Source organism: Syntrophales bacterium (genome assembly GCA_030018935.1).
Classification (GTDB): domain Bacteria; phylum Desulfobacterota; class Syntrophia; order Syntrophales; family CG2-30-49-12; genus CG2-30-49-12.
Genome location: JASEGZ010000002.1, coordinates 80,807 through 98,424 on the forward strand (window position 1 = coordinate 80,807; position 17,618 = coordinate 98,424).

Sequence of the window (17,618 nt, forward strand, 5' to 3'; positions counted from 1 at the left end):
TGATGGCTGATGAGGGGAAAAACTCCTATCTTGGTTTGCGCCGATATATCGTTATTATTCTGTGTGCGGCAGCGGCTATTCCCCTCGGGCTCATAGGTGGCACCATCTATTACCAGTATCGTAACTCGATTAGCGAGAGGGTAACCACGCAACTTACGTCTATCGTGAGGGAACACAAAGAGGCAATAGAGAAGTTTCTCCAGGAGGTAACCTCTGCCATGAGGGTGGTTACACAACTTAAAACTCTGAATGATCTGAGGAATAGGGATGTGCTGCAGAAGGTATTTGATTCCCTGCAAAGAGAGTACGATCATGCCTTTGAGGACCTGGGGGTTATAGACGCACAGGGGAATCATCTGGCCTATATAGGACCCTATGATCTACTGGGGAAGAATTACCGCGGCGCCGCCTGGTTCAAAGAGACCATGGAAAAGGAGGTATTTATAAGCGACGTGTTCCTCGGGTTCCGCCAGGTACCCCACTTCATCGCTGCCGTCAAGAAGGGGAAGGGGAGAGAGGCATGGATACTGAGGGCTACAATCAACGCTGCCAGATTTAGTTCTCTGGTGGAAAATGTGCGTCTGGGACGCACGGGGGAGGCCTTTATCGTGAGCAGTGAGGGGTTCTACCAGACCCAGAGCAGGATAGGCAACCGGATCATGGAAAGGGCGCCGCCGGGTTCTTTTGATCTGACGGACTTTGCTGGTGTCAAGTTTTGGGAGGTTATGGGGAAAAATGGTAGAAAGGTCTTGCGGGCCAAAACGTGGATGAAGAACGGACATTGGCTATTGATTGTCCAGCAGGATGACGATGATGCCTTCTCTGAACTTTATGCCACGAGAAACAGAGCCATTGCGGTGTTTATCTTCGGTGCCCTCGTGATTGGCATGGTGACCTTTCTTACCACGAGACTTCTCGTCCGGAAGATTGAGAGGATTGATAGAGAGAAGAATATCCTTGATGAGCAACTGATCCAGTCGAGCAAGCTTGCCTCTATCGGTGAGCTTTCTGCGGGAATTGCTCACGAGATTAACAACCCTCTGGCCATCATCGGTGAAGAGGCAGGGTGGATGCAGGATCTTTTGCGGCGTCCTGGTCTCAAGGAGTTGGAAGGGATAGGCGAGTTCAGGGATTCCCTCCGTGAAATCTGCCAGCAGGCGGGCCGCTGCAGGGAAATTACCCACAAATTACTGAGCTTTGCCCGCAAGATGGAGTCGGTTGTCAAAGATGTGGAGCTGAACAGGTTAATTGAAGAGGTGGTCAGCATGCGGGAGCGGGAAGCCTCCCTTAACAACATAAAATTTGTCAAGAATTACCAGAAGGATTTACCCTTGATTTACAGTGACCCTTCCCTGTTACGGCAGGTGTTTTTGAACCTGATCAATAATGCCATAGATGCCTTGCAAAAAGGTGGCGAGATAAAGATTGAGACTGTCCTTGACGGGGAAAACCCTGTGGAGGTCAAGATCGGTGATACCGGTGTGGGGATACCCAGAGAGAATCTGAAAAAAATCTTTGATCCTTTCTTTACAACCAAGGCCCCGGGAAAGGGGACCGGTCTGGGGCTTTCCATCTGCCACGGGATCATGGAAAAGTTAGGAGGGAGAATTTCTGTGACTTCGCAGGTGGGTGAGGGGACGGTATTTACCGTTTATCTTCCAAGAGAACATTAGAAAGGAGTGAGGTTGCCATGCCAATACCGAGGATACTAATTGTAGATGATGAAGAGAGGTTTAGGACCACGTTAGGCAAACGGTTGACGGAAAGGGAGTTGGATGTTGTTACTGTAGGAAGCGGAATAGAGGCTATTGACGAGGTAAAGCACCGGCTTTACGATGTAATCATCCTGGATATCAAGATGCCGGGATTGGACGGTATAGAGACCCTGGCGGAGATCAAGAAGATCAATTCTGTTATCGAGGTTATCCTCCTTACCGGACATGCTTCGGTTGATTCGGCTGTGGAGGGGATGAGATTGGGGGCCTATGACTACGTCTTGAAGCCCTGTGACATTGAACAGTTACTGGAAAGGATCAATGGCGCTTATGAGGTGAAGGCGGCGAGAGACGAAAGGATTCGCCAGGCGGAAATCAGGAAGCTGATTGATCGTTCTCCCACGTAGGACTGGAAGAGGAGGTGTTTTATGAAGGTGCTGGCAGCGACAGATGGTTCGGAACATGCCATGAAAGCAGTCGGAAGGGCACTGGAACTGGCAGAGAAAGAAAAGGCAGAGATTACTTTGATGTCAGTTGCCTATTTTGGGAAGGGCGATTTTGATGACATGCCGCCCAGGATACAGGAGAAATTAGAGAAACAGGCCAGGGATGCTCTCGAGAGGGCAAAGGTTATTTTCGATGAGAAGGGGATCAAGGTTGAGACCATCCTGGAGACAGGTGTTGTGCCGGCTAACAATATTATCAAGAGGGCAAAGGAGGATGGATTTGATCTCATCCTTCTGGGGAGCACTGGTCTCACCGGTCTCGAGAGGGTCTTGATAGGCAGTACGGCGGCCAAGGTGGTGGCACACGCCCCATGCAGTGTGAGTGTAATTCGCTGAATCAGGGAGGTGAAGAAGATGTGTAGGTTATGGACAAAGCTGACAGGTGTAATGGTCGTGGCAATGTTGGTTATCTCGGATGTTGTCCTGGCTGCGGGAGAAAAGGCTTCCCCCCTCGTCATTGTGGCTGATACCCGTAAGTTGACGGGGTGGGAGGCATGGTTTGCCAATCTCTATAATGAAAGCCATGTATATTTTACCCTTCTCACCGTGGTAACCATCCCCATTGTGGGCGTGATCCTTGGTATTCTCGCGGACCTCGTTATGAACCGTATCGGCATTGACCTGAGCTCCAGGGAACTGGCTGAACACTGAGATTTTCGTCAACGATGAAAGGTAAGGAGGTTAAATCATGGATTGGTTATATGTTCTCATGCCCATTTCGGGGGTTACGGTATTCTGGCCGGGTCTGGTTATCCTCGGAGTCGGGGTTGGGATAATTGGTGGTTTCTTCGGCATGGGCGGCGCCTGGATGGTGACACCGGGGCTTAATATCCTTGGTTTTCCCATGGCTTTCGCGATCGGGACCGATATCGCCCACATGGCGGGAAAGTCCCTCATTTCCACCATGCGGCATGGCAGGTTCGGGAATGTGGATTACCGTCTGGGCTTTATTATGATCGTCGGTACTGTGGTAGGGTTTGAGGTAGGGGCACAGATGATTATGTGGCTGGAGCGCCTCGGTAAGGTGGAACTCTATGTCCGCTGGATGTATGTTGTACTCCTTATCCTTATTGCCTGGATGATCTTTTCTGACGTAGCAAAGAAAAGAAAAAAGGAAAAGGAGGCAAGGGCAGCAGGTATAGAGGTGGACAAACTGGCCACTGGTATTGAATGGCACAAGACCCTCCATAAGATCAAGATCCCTCCGGTGATACATTTTAAGACGGCTGGATTTTACTGTTCTGCCTGGTTACCTATCTTTATCAGTTTTTTTACCGGCTGGCTGGCAGGTATCCTCGGTATCGGCGGAGGTTTGATACGTATGCCGGCCCTGATCTATTTTATGGGTTGTCCCACCCATATCGCCGTGGGGACGGACCTCTTTGAGGTGATGATATCCGGTCTTTACGGGGCTGCCACCTATACTTACAAGGGCAGGACGGAGCTGGTTGCTGCCCTTATCATGCTGATAGGTGCTGCCGTGGGGGCGCAGGTCGGGACAGTGGCAACCAAATACATTAAAGGGTATGGAATTCGTATCGCCTTCGGAGTTGCTGTGATCGGTTGTTGTGTTTCCATTATCATGAAACTTATCCCCAAGTATGTGACGGGAACCAAAGCTGTGATGGATGCTGGCTCAACCGTTCTCATCCTTGGGCTTGTGGCTGCCCTGTCTCTCTATATTTTTATCAGAATGATACAGGGTGTAAGGGAGGAGATCGCCGTGAGGAAAGGGAAGGCTTAGCATGGGGAGGTATGCGATGGTAAAGAAACTTAGTCTGTTTACGATACTAACTGTCTTACCCTTTGTCCTCGCCTGTGGGGAATTGGGTAAGGTGGATCAGGGCAAGGTTATCGAGTTTGACAAGGAAAAAGGAACGGTAACTATTGTCAGGGATAAGGAGTCCGATCCAAAGAATCCTGATTACAGTTATCTGCCGCCTGTTACTTATGAGATGCCGAAGGATCCTGCGGAAATCGGGGCTCTCCCGAAGGCAGGAAAGCGAATGAAACTCGATACTAAGAAAAACCAGATAGTCATCTTTGATACGGCCACACAGAACTTCAAGACGATCGCCTATAAACTGATCGAACAGAGGGAAAACGTGGGCAAAGAGGATCCGTTGGTCTATGATCAGGCGGCAGATAAACCCAAGAATTTCCCTGTGATAGACAGGGAAAAGAAGACCATCACCGTCTATTCGAAGAGACAAAAGATTCTCACCACCTTCTCTCTGCCGGATGAATACTTTGCCCTTCCGGATAATACCTGGGATGCCGGTGATGAAGTCCGCATCTACTATAAAGAGGAGGGGAAGGCGAGGAGGTTTATGAACGTCAGCAAGACCGATATTTTTAAGAAATAACGAACGATTCAGGCAGGCACAGAGGGACATCTTTTTTGTGCTTTCATTAATCAGTCAAAGGGGATAGAGTAGTTGTGATGGACGTAGAGAAGGTTAGACGGTGGAGAAACGCCATGGGGAAAGCTGCCGCCGTTTTTTGTGTTGTCCTCAGTCTGTCACTTATTGATGCCCTGGTCGCCGGGTTCAGGCAACCGATAAATGTATTTAATCTTATTCCTGGAACATCTATAGGGATCAATGGACCACTGGCGGAAAAAGCCCAGAACATCCAGGAACTAACCTACAGGAGCAGTTCAAATCTTATTCAGCTTTCCATTGATTCGATTCAGAGAGGTTTTTGGTTCGGGGAAAACATGTGGCAGGGGCGGCTAACAACCGACCCCCATATTAGACAGGGAGAGTATAGATTAGTCGTGGGTATTAAGGGAAAGAAGATGCAAAAATCGCCTCTTATTTTTCTGATAAGGGTTCATAAAGATTATGCGAGCTATCGCCAGAGCTTCAAGTCTCTCATACGGCGACACTTAGACATCTCTCCGTGGGTTGCAGTCGCTTCTTCTTTTCCCTTGGTTGTTTTGGCCTTCGGGTATATATTTTCCCTCTCCAGAAAGATTGAAGATCTCATGGCCAAACAGGGAAAGGCAGAGGTCTATAAGGTCAGGAGGGGTGAGGAAGGATACGAGATTGCCTTCAGTTTAGGTACCAGACATGGTATCCAGGCCGATACCTGCCTTACCCTCCTTAATGAAAAGGGAAAACCGGTAGGAACGGTAGTGGTTGACAGAGTCTCAGAAACAGACTCGTTGGCAACGGCGGGATTTAACTACACAGTGAAACCGGGCTATATCGTTTCACTTCAGGAGCAAACCCACGAATAGATCGGTGGGACAGGAGTTAGAATGAAATAATTTTCTCCTGATTCACTAACCCCTGAGTAGTTACACTAAAATTTGAGAGGAGGATGTTGTTTAATGAGAAAAGGCGAGAGATTGTATCAGATGCTCTTGATGGCTGCAAAGGCCCATGCAAGGTGGGAGTATGAAATCTCGATGAACATCTTGAGCAGTAAGAAGAGGCGCCTGATACTGGGCTTGATGTTATTGCCGATCATTTTAGGATCCATCGCTTTCGCCACCGCCGAACTTCCACCCATCTTAGGGGGGAAAGAGGCTTACAGCCCTGCCTTTTATACTACCTTTGTTTTTATGGTCTCCATACTCATCGGCCTCTGTGCAGGGTTAATTACCGGCGCTATCGGGGCGGGCGGGGGATTTATCATCACGCCGGCGCTCATGAGCGCCGGAATAAAGGGAATCCTGGCTGTAGGCACCGATCTCTTCCACATCTTCGCCAAGGCTATTATGGGAACGGTGGTTCATAAAAAATTAGGTAATGTTTCGGTTGGCCTGGCTGTCGCCTTTTTAGTCGGATCAGTCCTCGGGGTTACCGGTGGCGGGGTGATCAACAGGACACTTTATGAAAAAAACCCTGTTTTGAGTGATACCTTCATCAGCGTTGTTTATGTCCTTCTATTAGGGTTTTTAGGCATCTATGCCCTGGTTGATTTTTTCAGGCTCAGGAGAGCCGGCGGAGAGGTGGGAGCCCATGTGGGAGAAAGCCCCCATGGCGCCGAAGCGGCCTCCGGGGGGAAAGGCCTTCCCGCCAGGTTGCAGTCGGCCAGGATTCCTCCCTTTATTACCTTTGATCAGGACCTTACCCCCGGTGGGAAGAAGATTTCCGCTGTTTTTGTGGCTATCTGCGGGGCTATTGTCGGTTTCGCAGCAGCAATCATGGGGGTAGGCGGAGGCTTTTTGACTTTTCCCATGTTTGTTTACATCCTCGGTGTTTCATCCTTTACCACCGTGGGAACGGATATTCTGCAGATCATATTTACCGCCGGCTATGCCGCCATTTCACAATACGCCATCTACGGCTTCGTTTTTTATACCCTGGCCATGGGGATGCTTCTCGGCTCCCTGATAGGAATTCAGCTCGGCGCACTGACCACCAAGGTTGTCAAAGGAATCTATATCAGGGGGTTTTATGCTGTAGCCGTTCTCGCCGGTTTTCTCAACAGGTTGTTTGCCCTGCCCGGTAAACTCAGGGAAATGGAGATCATTGACATCTCCAAAGCTATGGCAGCAACTATGACCACTATCGGTAACTGGCTCTTCTTTATTGCCGTGGGGGTTTTCGCGATCTGGGTAATCGGAAAGTTTTTCAGCAACATTAAAGTCTTAAGAGGGGAGGTATAAGGCAATGATCGTGGCAAATAAAAGGGAATTCACTAAAGGTCTTCTTCTATCTGTAAGTTTCTTGATTGTCCTGGGAATAATGTTTACCCCTGTATTCGGGGGAGGGAGGAATGCCTTCCAGGCTGCCGATCGGCTTTTCAACTCCATTGCCAAGGGATCAACGTACTACATCCCCAAAGTTCTGAAAGAAAACGAGGAGTATAAAGGTCGTCGTGTTGATATTGCCATCAAACTTGATAATGAAGAAATGGCAAAGAAGACAGGGCAGCTCTTCTCCGCCGCGGGCGCTTCGGTGAGTACAGCAGGCAATGGTTTACCCCTGCTTAAGGTAAATGGCGACCTTGGCCGGATTTTAGAGGCGGCGATCAGGGATAGCGACGTTGTCTTCTATAATCGAGGTGAAGAGATCGCCCAGAAATACGGCTTCCCGCAAAAAGAGGTGTTGTTTGTCTGGCATAAAGGATTCAAGGCACTGAACAAGGCACTGACAAAACAGGAAAGATTCACCGAGGCGACCTGGGTGGAAGAGGTGATGAAGAGAACCATTGAGGTGGCATACAATTTCTATAAAATCGAACCGAGATCGGCATCTTCGAGTGTTGGCATCTTAAGTGTTTCGCTCGGCTTCTATGTCCTTTATACCCTGTGGTGGGGTTATGCAATCCTCTTCCTCTTTGAGGGTCTCGGCCTGCAGATGAAAGCGGGCCATAAAAAAGAGGTTTAAGCTTTCCGTGCTTCCTTTCCTGAAAAAAATCTTTTCCACCCCCCCACGGAGGCGACTTTTTACTTTTAACGTCGAGGAACTTCGCTCTACCTTCAGGGCCCGCTACCATAACTTTAAGCTCCTTCTCAATGCCAACAACAAGGCCCTGGAGATTATGGCTGATATAGAGCAGGCCCTTGCCGGGGGACGCCCTTTCAGTATGTCCTTTATCAGGGCAAACTGTACAGCTTTGTCTGTCAATGTCTTCCGTATCATCCAGAATCTTGATGAACTCGCCCCAGGCAAATACCGGGAATTATACAACAGGTTCAGGGATATAGAGACGTCCATCAATCAGATACTTTCCCGGAGAAGACTGCCCAAAGGGGACAGGCTTGTTATTTCACTGCGGGAAATCGGCGGGGAGATGGCCGATGAGGTGGGAAATAAGATGGCCGGCCTGGGGGAAATAAAAAATCAGCTCCAGATTTCCACACCGGAAGGCTTCGTGATCACAGCCCTTGCCTATCAGAGGTTTTTTGCCCATAACGACCTTCAGACAGAGATTGACCGTCGCCTCCAGTCTTCTCGTGGGGAGCAGATCGTCCATCTCTACACCCTCAGCGCCGGCATCCAGCAACTGATCATCCGGTCAAGTATTCCTCCCGACCTGGAAGAGATAATCATGGAGGCTTACAGAGACCTGGAGCAGCAGGTCAGAGGGGGGATAACGGTATCTCTGCGGAGCAGCGCCTTAGCGGAAGATTCTATGGGAACATCCTTTGCCGGACAGTATCGTTCTGAACTGAACGTGAGCGCCGAAAATATTATGCGGGCCTATAGAGAAGTCATCGCCAGCAAGTACAGCCTGCCGGCCATGGCTTACAGATTGAACAAGGGGATCCGTGATGAAGACATTGACATGTGTGTGGGTTGCATGGTGATGGTTGATGCGCTGACCGGCGGGGTCATCTACTCCCGTAATCCGCTGGATATGAGAGACAGTTCGATTTTTATAAACTCAGCCTGGGGTCTGCCCAAATCCGTGGTTGACGGCAGCGGGGCCTCCGACCTGTTTGTTGTCTTACGAGATAACATGGCTGTGGTAAAGAAAGAGATCAGGAACAAGGAATATAAGTTCGTCTGTTACCCTGAAGAAGGGGTATGTCGTCTGGATCTGGCGGGAGAGAAGGCCTCCTCCCCTTCCCTGACAGACGACCAGGTCCGTCGGTTAGCCGGGATGACAATGAAAATAGAGGAATACTACGGGTTTCCTCAAGACATTGAGTGGGCCATTTCCCAGGATGGCGCCGTCTATATCTTGCAATGCCGGCCGCTTAAGCAGTTTGATACGGGAGAAAATGTTCCTGGAGGGCCGGAGGAGCCGGTAGAGAAGGAATCGGTGATCATCGCAGGAGGGATAACGGCCTCTGCCGGTGTGGCCTGCGGTCCTGTCTTTATAGTAAAGAGAGACATGGATACCCTTCAGTTTCCGGAGGGGGCTGTCCTGGTTACCCCCTGGCCTCTGCCGAGATGGGCTGCTCTCTTGAGTCGGGCCCAGGCGGTGGTCACTGAGGAGGGGAGTTTTGCCGGCCATCTGGCGACGGTGGCGAGGGAATTTAACGTCCCGGCATTGTTCGGTGTTCCCGGGGCGACTGATACATTGAAGAATAACGACCTGGTAACGGTAGATGCCGAGGGACGGAGAATCTATAAGGGCCGTGTTGAGGCGCTGTTAGTGCAGTCGGAGCATAAGAAAAAATTTGCCGAAGGCAGCCCTGTTTATGAGATCCTCAAAGAAGTAAGCCGGTACATTGTCCCCTTAAACCTCCTTGATCCGGATGCCCCCGATTTTAAACCGCAGAAGTGCCGGACCTTCCATGATCTTACCCGCTTTTCCCACGAAAAGGCGGTTTGGGAGATGTTCAGTTTCGGTAAGGAGCATCATTTCCCAGAGCGTGCCAGTAAACAACTGGTAACTGACGTACCGATGCAGTTCTGGGTCATTGATTTAGATGACGGCTTCAAGGATGAGGTCGAGGGAAGGCATGTTAAATTAGAAAACATCTCCTCCATCCCCATGCTCGCCCTCTGGAAGGGGATCACCGCCATCCCCTGGCGGGGCCCCCCGCCGGTGAATGCAAAGGGATTTTTGTCCATCTTGCACGAGGCCACTACCAATCTGGCACTCGATCCCTCCTCCCGCTCCTCCTATGCCGTCCGCAATTATTTTATGATCTCCAAGAATTTCTGCAGCCTCCATTCTCGGTTTGGTTTCCATTTCTCCATTGTGGAGGCATTAGTTGGTGAAAGAGCCCTGGAAAATTACATCAGTTTCCAGTTCAAGGGGGGTGCCGCTGACTATCAGCGAAGGGTGAGACGTACCTTTTTTGTCGGCCGTATCTTAGAGGAATTTGGTTTTCGGACAGAGGTCAGGGAAGATGCACTTTTTTCCCGCCTGGAGGGGCAAGAGGAAGGCTTCATGAAAGGAAGGCTCATGGTCATCGGTTACCTGATCATCCATACCCGCCAGTTAGACATGATTATGCTGGACGATGCCTCCATAAGCGGCCAGAGGGCAAAGATCATGAGAGACATCCATTCCATTCTCGAGACCCCGGGGCCGGCCATACCCAATTCGCCTGATTGACAAACAATGTTCTGTCTACCGTTAGGCTTGGCACAGAGGGGCAGAGCTTAGCAGTTTAATCAGGAAGTTAAGCAGCAAATAGGCAAGACAGCTTTGTGCCTCTGTGCCTATTAACCTGAGTAGTTACAAAAATATTAAAAAAAAGGGGGGTCATAGATGTTTAAAAAGGAATTCTTAGAGGAAGAGGACAAGTTGAAAGCACAGTGGAAAGAGTCATACGACAAGCTTTACAAAGGCAAAGAGTTTCAAGCTACTACAGATTCCGGTATCCAGGTAAAATCCGTTTATACAACAAGAGATCTGGAAGAGGTTGGTTTTAAACCGGAAATGCCGGGGGTTTATCCTTATACAAGAGGGATATACCCGGTGCAGTATCAATTCACCCCCTGGTTTAACAATCTGGTTTTGGGCTATGGTTTGCCGGAACAAACCCGGGAAAGAATGGATCTTTTAAAAGAAATGGGAGCCAGGGGTTATTTTGGCAAGGATGCCTATAACCTGGTGTTCGATCTGGTAGCGAAGGCAGGTTACGATCCCGATGATCCGGAAGTGAAAGGGAGGGTGGGACACGCGGGTTGTCATTTTGCGACTCAAGATGATTTTGATTACCTTTTTCACGATATTGATCTTACGAAAGTATCAGTTGTCCACAACATCTGCCGTGCCACCCTGGTCCAGATAGCGCTGTACGTTGCCTATCTTGAAAAAAGGGGGATCCCCATAACAAAAGTTTACGGCAACAGTATGAATTGGCTCTGGTCTTTTGCTTTTGTGGGCAACGTTGCCTTTCCTCCCAAAAGCGCCTTTAAGCTTATGGCGGAGTTTATAAAATTCTGCTGCCGGAACATGCCCCAGTGGAATCATACCAATATCGTATCTTATTATGTGGAAGAATCGGGGGGCAGCGCCATCCAGGAGGCAGGTTTTGCGATAGCGGCAGGAATAGCCATCACGGAAGAATGCATAAAAGCGGGACTTGAGCCGGATGAGTTTTTACCGAGAGTTGGCTTTCAGATTGCCCAGGCCGCCGATTTCTTCGAGGAGATTGCCAAGGTCAGGGCGATGAGAAGGGTGTGGGCCAAGGTGAACAGGGAAAGATTTGACTGCAAAAATCCGAGATCGTTGCATTTAAGGATGCACAGCCAGACCTCTGGTGTTACCTTAACGGCGCAGCAGCCTTTAAATAATGTGGTAAGAACCACGTTAGAGACTCTGGGAGCGGTACTTTCAGGTACAAATTCCATCCAGACAAATTCGTATCTGGAAGCTCTTTCTACTCCCACCGAAGAATCCCACATCCTCGCCCTGAGGACCCAGCAGATTATCCTCCATGAGACAAACATACCGAATGTTTCAGATCCATTGGCAGGTTCCTATTATGTAGAATGGCTGACCAGCAAAGTGGAAGGAGAGATTTTCCGGATTATAGAACAGATAGACAAAAGGGGCGGCTTTGTAAAGTGCTGGGAATCCGGGTGGTTTAAAGAGGAGATCACAAAGTCTGCTTATGAATGGCGGGAGAAGATAGATAAAGGGGAAAAGATAATTGTAGGATTGAATAAATATGTAACAGAGAAGGAACAAAAAGTCCCCGTCTTTAAATATCCGGAGATAGAGGAGGAGGCTCTAAGAAGGCTTAAAGAATACAAGGAAAAAAGGGATAATGAAAAAGTAAAAGAAGCCCTGCAGAGACTCAGGGAAATAGCTGTACTGGTCAATGAAACCTGGCCTGAACATAGCGGGGAGCTAATGCCGGCGGTAATTGAGGCGGCAAAAGCAGAAGCTACCCTTGGGGAGTTGCAGGGCGTCTTAAGAGAAGTATTTGGTTGGGCATAGGAGGTAGGATTGATGAAAGAAAAAAAGATCAGGATGTTGTTGACCATCGCTCGATTTGATGGACATGATCGGGGAGTAAGGCATCTAGCCAGGAAATTAAGAGATTTTGGTATGGAAGTGATCTTCACTAGATTTGTTTATCCTCGGGATGTGGTAAGTTCGGCCATTCAGGAAGATGTGGATGTTGTGGGGGTAAGTTTTTCCGTGGGGGGACATAAGTCCATTACCTCTGAAATAATAAAAGGGTTAAGAGAAAGTAAAAGGGAAGATATATTGGTTATTGTAGGAGGAGTAGTCCCTGATGATGATGTACCAGAGTTGATAAGTACGGGTGTGGGAAGAACCTTTGGCCCCGGGTCGTCTGCTGCAGATATTGCTCAATATATTAAAGACAATATGGGCAATATCAAAGATTAGATTGTTGAGAGACCTCCATTCCATTATCGAAGCTCCTCCGGTAGTAGAGGCCCTCCTCTTTTGGCTGACCCAGTCGGTACCCAGGGAACCTGAGCAGGAGGCCATCAGTATCTTTGCCACGGATCGCTGCCTTTTCATTGCCGACCGCCCAGCGCCAACGAAGAGGATAAGCTTTTGATTGAGGAAGTTTCCTTTACATCTATTTACGGAGAATTTTTTCTTCAAAGTTATAGTTTCCCATCAGGAAGTTTTTGGCCAAGGCCTCGACACTGGCCTCATTGGTCATCAGCATGTCCATCTGGCGTGTGAACTGTAACAGTCGCCCGATCATGTCCAGCTTCTCTTCCATGAGAGGGAGCTCATGTTTTTGGTACCGGGCGCCTACCTGGTCTCCGGTAATTTCCACCGCAAAATCGAGTGATTGAAGGATCCTGGCGATAGCCCGGGCACGCCTGTTTCTCCGCACATCATCGGCCGCGCCCCCCTTGAAAGAGAATGTTATATAATTCATGTTCACTGTCTGGCTGCAGTAAGAGTCAAGGATGCTGTAATGGTACCCCACGCGGGAGCTAAAATTCAGATATTTATCGGAAATAATGGCATAACTGCGATCACCGAACCTTTCCACTGTAGAAGGGGGGGAGAGCATCTGCTCTCTCATCACAGATAAAAAACCTTTAAACTCCACCGGGCGTAATTGATTTTGCTGGAAATCTTCATGCGTTATTCCTCTAAGGAGGGCCTTGAAGGGGACAGAGGCGATCTTATCCGGAGATACCCTTTTGAGATGCACGCTGGTTTCCGTCAGACCACCCCCTAAATCAATAACATACAGGTCAAGCGGAATGGACCCCTTCAATTTAAAAGCCACTCCTTTTTTATCGGATACAAAATCGCTGAGTTGAAACATCTCAGTATATGAGAATTCGTGTACCAGCCGGCTGATATCGTGAAGGGACTGACAAAAAGGAGGGGCAAAGTTGGGCGACTTGGGATCCAGAAGATGCAGAGGGACGATCCAATCACTGACTTCCCTCAGGACCCTGTATACTGGTGTGCCCTGCATGGGGGATTTACCGGTAATTTGGAAGGAGTCTAATTCCGGCACCCTTCCCAGATATACCCTTCCCGAATAGGCATCCACGGTAACTTCCATACCGGAGGGGATGCTGGTCGTGGCCACATTGGTATTCACAACGGTAGGCACCGCAAATTCCCTGGCCAGAGAGGCCATATGTCCCGCTACATTTCCCAGATCGGTGATGATGGCCCGGGTTTTCTTCATGACCATAACAAACTTCGGAGAAGAGTGCCTGGCCACCAGGACCGCCCCATCGGGGAAATTCAAGAGGTCTTCGTCTGAAGCTACATGAAAGGCCGGTCCGAAACCTACCCCCGCAGATGCGGTCGTTCCCTTTTCGATCAGCAGCGGGTATGCTGTCAAGACGGGGGTGATGGGATAGTTTTTCCCATAGTCTGCTACGCGAAGGGGGCGGCTTTGCAGGATAAGGAGACGCCCCTCCCGGTCGAGGGCCCACTCGATATCCTGGGGGCATCCGTAATGTTCCTCAAGTTTCAGGGCGTAGCCGGCAAGAATGCCGATCTCTTCCGGCAAGAGACAGGGTTTGTCCTGAAGATCATCCGCCACGGGAATTTCCATCAAACCACCGTCCGGCTTACTGACTAATTGAACTGTCTTGTGGGAGATCTCGGCGGCTATTGTTTGACGATTTTTGCCCACCGTGTAACTGTCCGGCGTGATGACCCCCTCCACGGCATATGGTCCCAGTCCCCATACGGCGGTAATGATGATATTTTCTTTTAGGAGGTTGAAAGGATTTCGCGAATACATCACGCCGCTGGCTGCGGATTCCACCATTTGCAGGCAGGCCACACTCATGGCGATATCTTCGTCCCTTATCCCTTTGTTGAGGCGATAGGCAATCGCCCGGGGAGTATAGAGACTGGCTACGATTTCCTTATAGGTCTGGATGAGACGATCCGATGGCACGTTTAATTTGGACAGGTATTGGCCGGCATAGGAAAGCTCGCTATCCTCTCCAATCCCGCTGCTCCTCATGGATACCCGTAAAGAAGAATTCGGAGATTGCCCCTTACTGTCAGCCTCGGCAAGTTTTGCATAGGCCAGGAGGATGGCCTCTTCCAATGTGGCAGGAACCTGGGCGGAGACGATTAACCGCTGGATTTCTTCACTGGTGGTTTTAATGGTTTCCGGGTTATCAGGGTCAATCTCCATCTTTTTCCTGCTGATCTCATCAAAGAGATCATTGTCGGCCATAAAAGACTCGCAGGCCCGTGTGGTGACAGCAAATCCCCCGGGTATGGGAAGCCCCACCCTGCTATGTATCTCACCCAGATTGGCATTTTTCCCTCCCACCCAGTCCATCATCTCTGCGTTGATCTGACAGTAGGGTAAAATCAATTCTGTTGGAGGAATTTCCTTTCTCTTACTCAGGATCTCTTTGATTTTTACATTGATCTTTTCGAGGACATCAAAAAGTAAAGAGTAACGATGGCCCGAGAGGTCATCTAAGTTTTTAACCATACGCAGGGTATGGAAAACGGCCTGGGCCGACCGGGATTTCACGTATGACATACCAAAGACCTGCTGTCCCCGCAGTTTCTCCTCTATATCGGTTATTATCTTTAAAAATTCGGCATTCGAATCCAGCAACATTTTGAAACAGGAATATTTAAAGCGAAAGAGATCGGACAGGTTATTCCGGGAGGAAGCGCCTTGGTTTAATTTTTTCCTTTTAAAGAGTTTAAGTTTTTTCCACATATTTATTCTTCCTGAGTATGCCCCTTCTCGACCAGTTTCCGCCGGTAGGCATCCTCTACCTTAAGCAAGAGATCATTGACATTACAAGGTTTAATCACGTAATCATAAGCCCCTGATTTTATACCCTCGATACCTGCTTCCACAGAGGCATGTCCGGTCAGCAGGATAACCTCTACGAGTGGAGCAATCTTCTTGATCTGCCTCAGGGTTTCTATGCCGTCCATCCCGGGCATTTTGATGTCAACAACGGCCACATCGAAAGACTTTTCTCTGACCAGTTCTATCGCCTCTTTGCCGCTGCCAATATTGGTAACATCCATATTCCTTCTTTTTAACCTGCCGGCCAGTGTTGTTCTGAAATCTTCTTCATCATCTACCAGCAGCAGGTGGATAATTTCCATATCTGATCTCTCCCCAGCAAGTTTATTGTATACAAATGTAACTATTCAGGTAGGCACAGAGGCACAGAGCACCAAAGGCACAAAGTAGGAAAAAAACAACGAAACGACCCTGCTCCGCTCTGCTTTGTGCCTGAGTAGTTACACACAAATTACCATCTGACGGCAGATTAGTCAATAATATGGGGTTGCCTTCCCGGCATAGATTTTGTATATATGGCAAGGAACACGCCGATAGGCAATTATTTCGATAGGGGGTATCGTAGGATGAAATGGAAAGTTTTGGTTCTTGTCGTTAGTCTTTCGTTTTTTCTTTTCGGGTTCCGTACGCCGGCTTTTGCTTCCCCTGAGGAATCACTCAAACAGAGGATAGAGAATCTTGAAAAGATAATCCAGGGACAGCAGAAATCGCTCGAATCCTTAAAATTGGAGATGGAGAGACAGAAAGAGGCGGAAGATAAGGCTCGCCAGGAACAGGAAAGACTCAAGGCGCTGGAAAGGAAGGTGGAAGAGGTAGAAAAGGTAACCACGAAGCGGGAGGAAGAGTTAAAAAAAGAGAAGAAGACGGGGCTTATCGCCTACTGGCGGGACGGTTTCTTCCTTGAGACGCCGGACAAACAATTCAGACTTCAGTTTGGCGGCGTTTTGCATTTCGATACCCGTTTCTTCAGTGGCGGGTCCAGGAGTCCCGACTCATTCGATATCCGCCGGGCACGTTACGATATGAGGGGAAACCTCTATAGGGGTGATCTGGAGCATATCTTTCGCCTCCAGATCGAGATGGCCGATGATCCTTATCTGAGAAATGCCTACTGGATGTTTAAGGTGCGTCCCGAATTTAATCTGCAGATCGGTCAGTTCAAGGTTCCCGCCGGAGGCGCCGACTCGCTTACAGAAGAGGCACATATTAATTTCGTTGAGTATGCAACCGCCACACCCGTTTCCCCCTTTTTTGATCGAGGAATCAATATCCAAAGCCAGTTTCTTGGCGGGAAAGTCCAGACCTGTCTCGCTGCGACAACAGGCGTGGGTGTAGATAAGGATGTCGGTTCCGGTGATTATGATAACCATAAGGACTTCGCCGGACGGATCCTTCTCGTGCCTTTCAAGGACATGGCTTCTCCGTGGCTTAAAGGGATGCGTTTTGCGGGGAGCTATCAGACCGGCATCCAGTCCATCAAGACGACAAGGGGTGAAACGAACATGAGGACGGAAAACTATGAGTCCAGGTGGTTCCGTTGGACGAAAAGCTATGTGGACCTCGATCAGCGCACACGCTATGGGGGGGAGTTCCACTGGTTGCACGGTCCCCTGACCATGAGCTACGAGTTCAATCGTGTTCAGTGGGAGGATATTACCGTATATAAAGAAGATGATAAAGGCACACTCGATTTCCGACTCCCTGGCAACTATCATGTGGATGTGCACCAGTTCTGGGTGAGCTATTTCCTCACCGGTGAGCAGAAGGAATTCGAGGATGTGTTCTTTGCCTGGAGGCAGCCAAAGCCCAAGAAAAACTTCAGCCTGAAAAACGGCACCTGGGGGGCCTGGGAGGTTATCGCCCGGTATAGTTATAAGGATGCCTCCCAGGAACTTTTTGACTCAGGTCTCCTTGATGGGAGCAGCGAGGGGTATTCTGTGACCGGCGGCATACGCTGGATCTGGAATCCCAAATGCAGGATCATGTTTGATGTAAATTACCTGCACAGCAGCGAGGGAAAGGGGATTATAACTGAGTACGCAGACAGGGGTGTTTTTACCAATAGAAAGTATGAAAGCTCCGAGTTGGGCTACCTCCTCCGTTTCATCCTGACACCCTAATGAAACCTCCTTTTCGTGGCATGAAAATAGCGACGTAAAGGAATAAAGAAAAACCTGAGGTGAACGGAAAATCAAGGGGAAATTGAGTATAGTTTATAACTCTCCCCAAAAACTGGACAGGTATATAAGGTGCGTGTTAGCCTGCCGA

Annotated in this window: 16 protein-coding genes; 14 read left to right on the top strand and 2 right to left on the bottom strand. The window is 49.1% G+C overall.

What is annotated here, in order from left to right:
• Positions 1-2: 2 nt before the first annotated feature.
• From QMD03_00925 to QMD03_00985, 13 genes are all read left to right on the top strand, one after another.
• Positions 3-1,673, top strand: a complete 1,671-nt coding sequence (locus tag QMD03_00925; protein MDI6775800.1) for an ATP-binding protein — start codon at positions 3-5, stop codon at positions 1,671-1,673.
• A gap of 17 nt (positions 1,674-1,690) precedes the next feature.
• Entirely contained in the window at positions 1,691-2,122 is a 432-nt protein-coding gene (locus QMD03_00930) for a response regulator (GenBank protein ID MDI6775801.1), read from the top strand.
• A 21-nt stretch (positions 2,123-2,143) separates the two neighbouring features.
• Positions 2,144-2,557, top strand: coding sequence for a universal stress protein (locus QMD03_00935; protein ID MDI6775802.1), 414 nt, complete (start codon positions 2,144-2,146; stop codon positions 2,555-2,557).
• 18 nt (positions 2,558-2,575) lie between these two features.
• Positions 2,576-2,872, top strand: a complete 297-nt coding sequence (locus QMD03_00940; GenBank protein MDI6775803.1) for a hypothetical protein — start codon at positions 2,576-2,578, stop codon at positions 2,870-2,872.
• Between the two features lie 37 nt (positions 2,873-2,909).
• Positions 2,910-3,965, top strand: coding sequence for a sulfite exporter TauE/SafE family protein (locus QMD03_00945; GenBank protein ID MDI6775804.1), 1,056 nt, complete (start codon positions 2,910-2,912; stop codon positions 3,963-3,965).
• Between the two features lie 16 nt (positions 3,966-3,981).
• Complete coding sequence (locus tag QMD03_00950; GenBank protein MDI6775805.1) at positions 3,982-4,587, top strand: DUF4881 domain-containing protein; 606 nt, start codon at positions 3,982-3,984, stop codon at positions 4,585-4,587.
• A gap of 77 nt (positions 4,588-4,664) precedes the next feature.
• Positions 4,665-5,465, top strand: coding sequence for a hypothetical protein (locus QMD03_00955; GenBank protein ID MDI6775806.1), 801 nt, complete (start codon positions 4,665-4,667; stop codon positions 5,463-5,465).
• Positions 5,466-5,558: 93 nt separating this feature from the next.
• On the top strand, positions 5,559-6,842 hold the full coding sequence (locus tag QMD03_00960) for a sulfite exporter TauE/SafE family protein (protein ID MDI6775807.1): 1,284 nt from the start codon (positions 5,559-5,561) through the stop codon (positions 6,840-6,842).
• Positions 6,843-6,846: 4 nt separating this feature from the next.
• Positions 6,847-7,566 carry a hypothetical protein gene (locus QMD03_00965; protein MDI6775808.1) on the top strand — a complete coding sequence of 240 codons (720 nt, stop codon included), beginning with the start codon at positions 6,847-6,849 and terminating at the stop codon, positions 7,564-7,566.
• A gap of 7 nt (positions 7,567-7,573) precedes the next feature.
• The gene (locus QMD03_00970; protein ID MDI6775809.1) at positions 7,574-10,195 is read left to right on the top strand and encodes a PEP/pyruvate-binding domain-containing protein; all 2,622 of its coding nucleotides are present in this window, start codon (positions 7,574-7,576) and stop codon (positions 10,193-10,195) included.
• Positions 10,196-10,351: 156 nt separating this feature from the next.
• A complete protein-coding gene (locus QMD03_00975) occupies positions 10,352-12,031 on the top strand; it encodes a methylmalonyl-CoA mutase family protein (protein ID MDI6775810.1) in 1,680 nt (559 codons plus the stop codon).
• A 12-nt stretch (positions 12,032-12,043) separates the two neighbouring features.
• Positions 12,044-12,448 carry a cobalamin-dependent protein gene (locus QMD03_00980; protein ID MDI6775811.1) on the top strand — a complete coding sequence of 135 codons (405 nt, stop codon included), beginning with the start codon at positions 12,044-12,046 and terminating at the stop codon, positions 12,446-12,448.
• A 4-nt stretch (positions 12,449-12,452) separates the two neighbouring features.
• Positions 12,453-12,626 carry a hypothetical protein gene (locus QMD03_00985; GenBank protein MDI6775812.1) on the top strand — a complete coding sequence of 58 codons (174 nt, stop codon included), beginning with the start codon at positions 12,453-12,455 and terminating at the stop codon, positions 12,624-12,626.
• Between the two features lie 21 nt (positions 12,627-12,647).
• On the opposite strand, the gene QMD03_00990 is transcribed toward QMD03_00985, so the two are convergent.
• Positions 12,648-15,251: a PEP/pyruvate-binding domain-containing protein gene (locus QMD03_00990; GenBank protein MDI6775813.1), complete on the bottom strand. Its 2,604-nt coding sequence runs from the start codon at positions 15,249-15,251 to the stop codon at positions 12,648-12,650.
• A 2-nt stretch (positions 15,252-15,253) separates the two neighbouring features.
• Positions 15,254-15,652, bottom strand: coding sequence for a response regulator (locus tag QMD03_00995; protein MDI6775814.1), 399 nt, complete (start codon positions 15,650-15,652; stop codon positions 15,254-15,256).
• Positions 15,653-15,916: 264 nt separating this feature from the next.
• Between QMD03_00995 and QMD03_01000 the strand changes: the two genes are divergently transcribed.
• On the top strand, positions 15,917-17,470 hold the full coding sequence (locus tag QMD03_01000; protein MDI6775815.1) for a porin: 1,554 nt from the start codon (positions 15,917-15,919) through the stop codon (positions 17,468-17,470).
• Positions 17,471-17,618 lie beyond the last annotated feature (148 nt).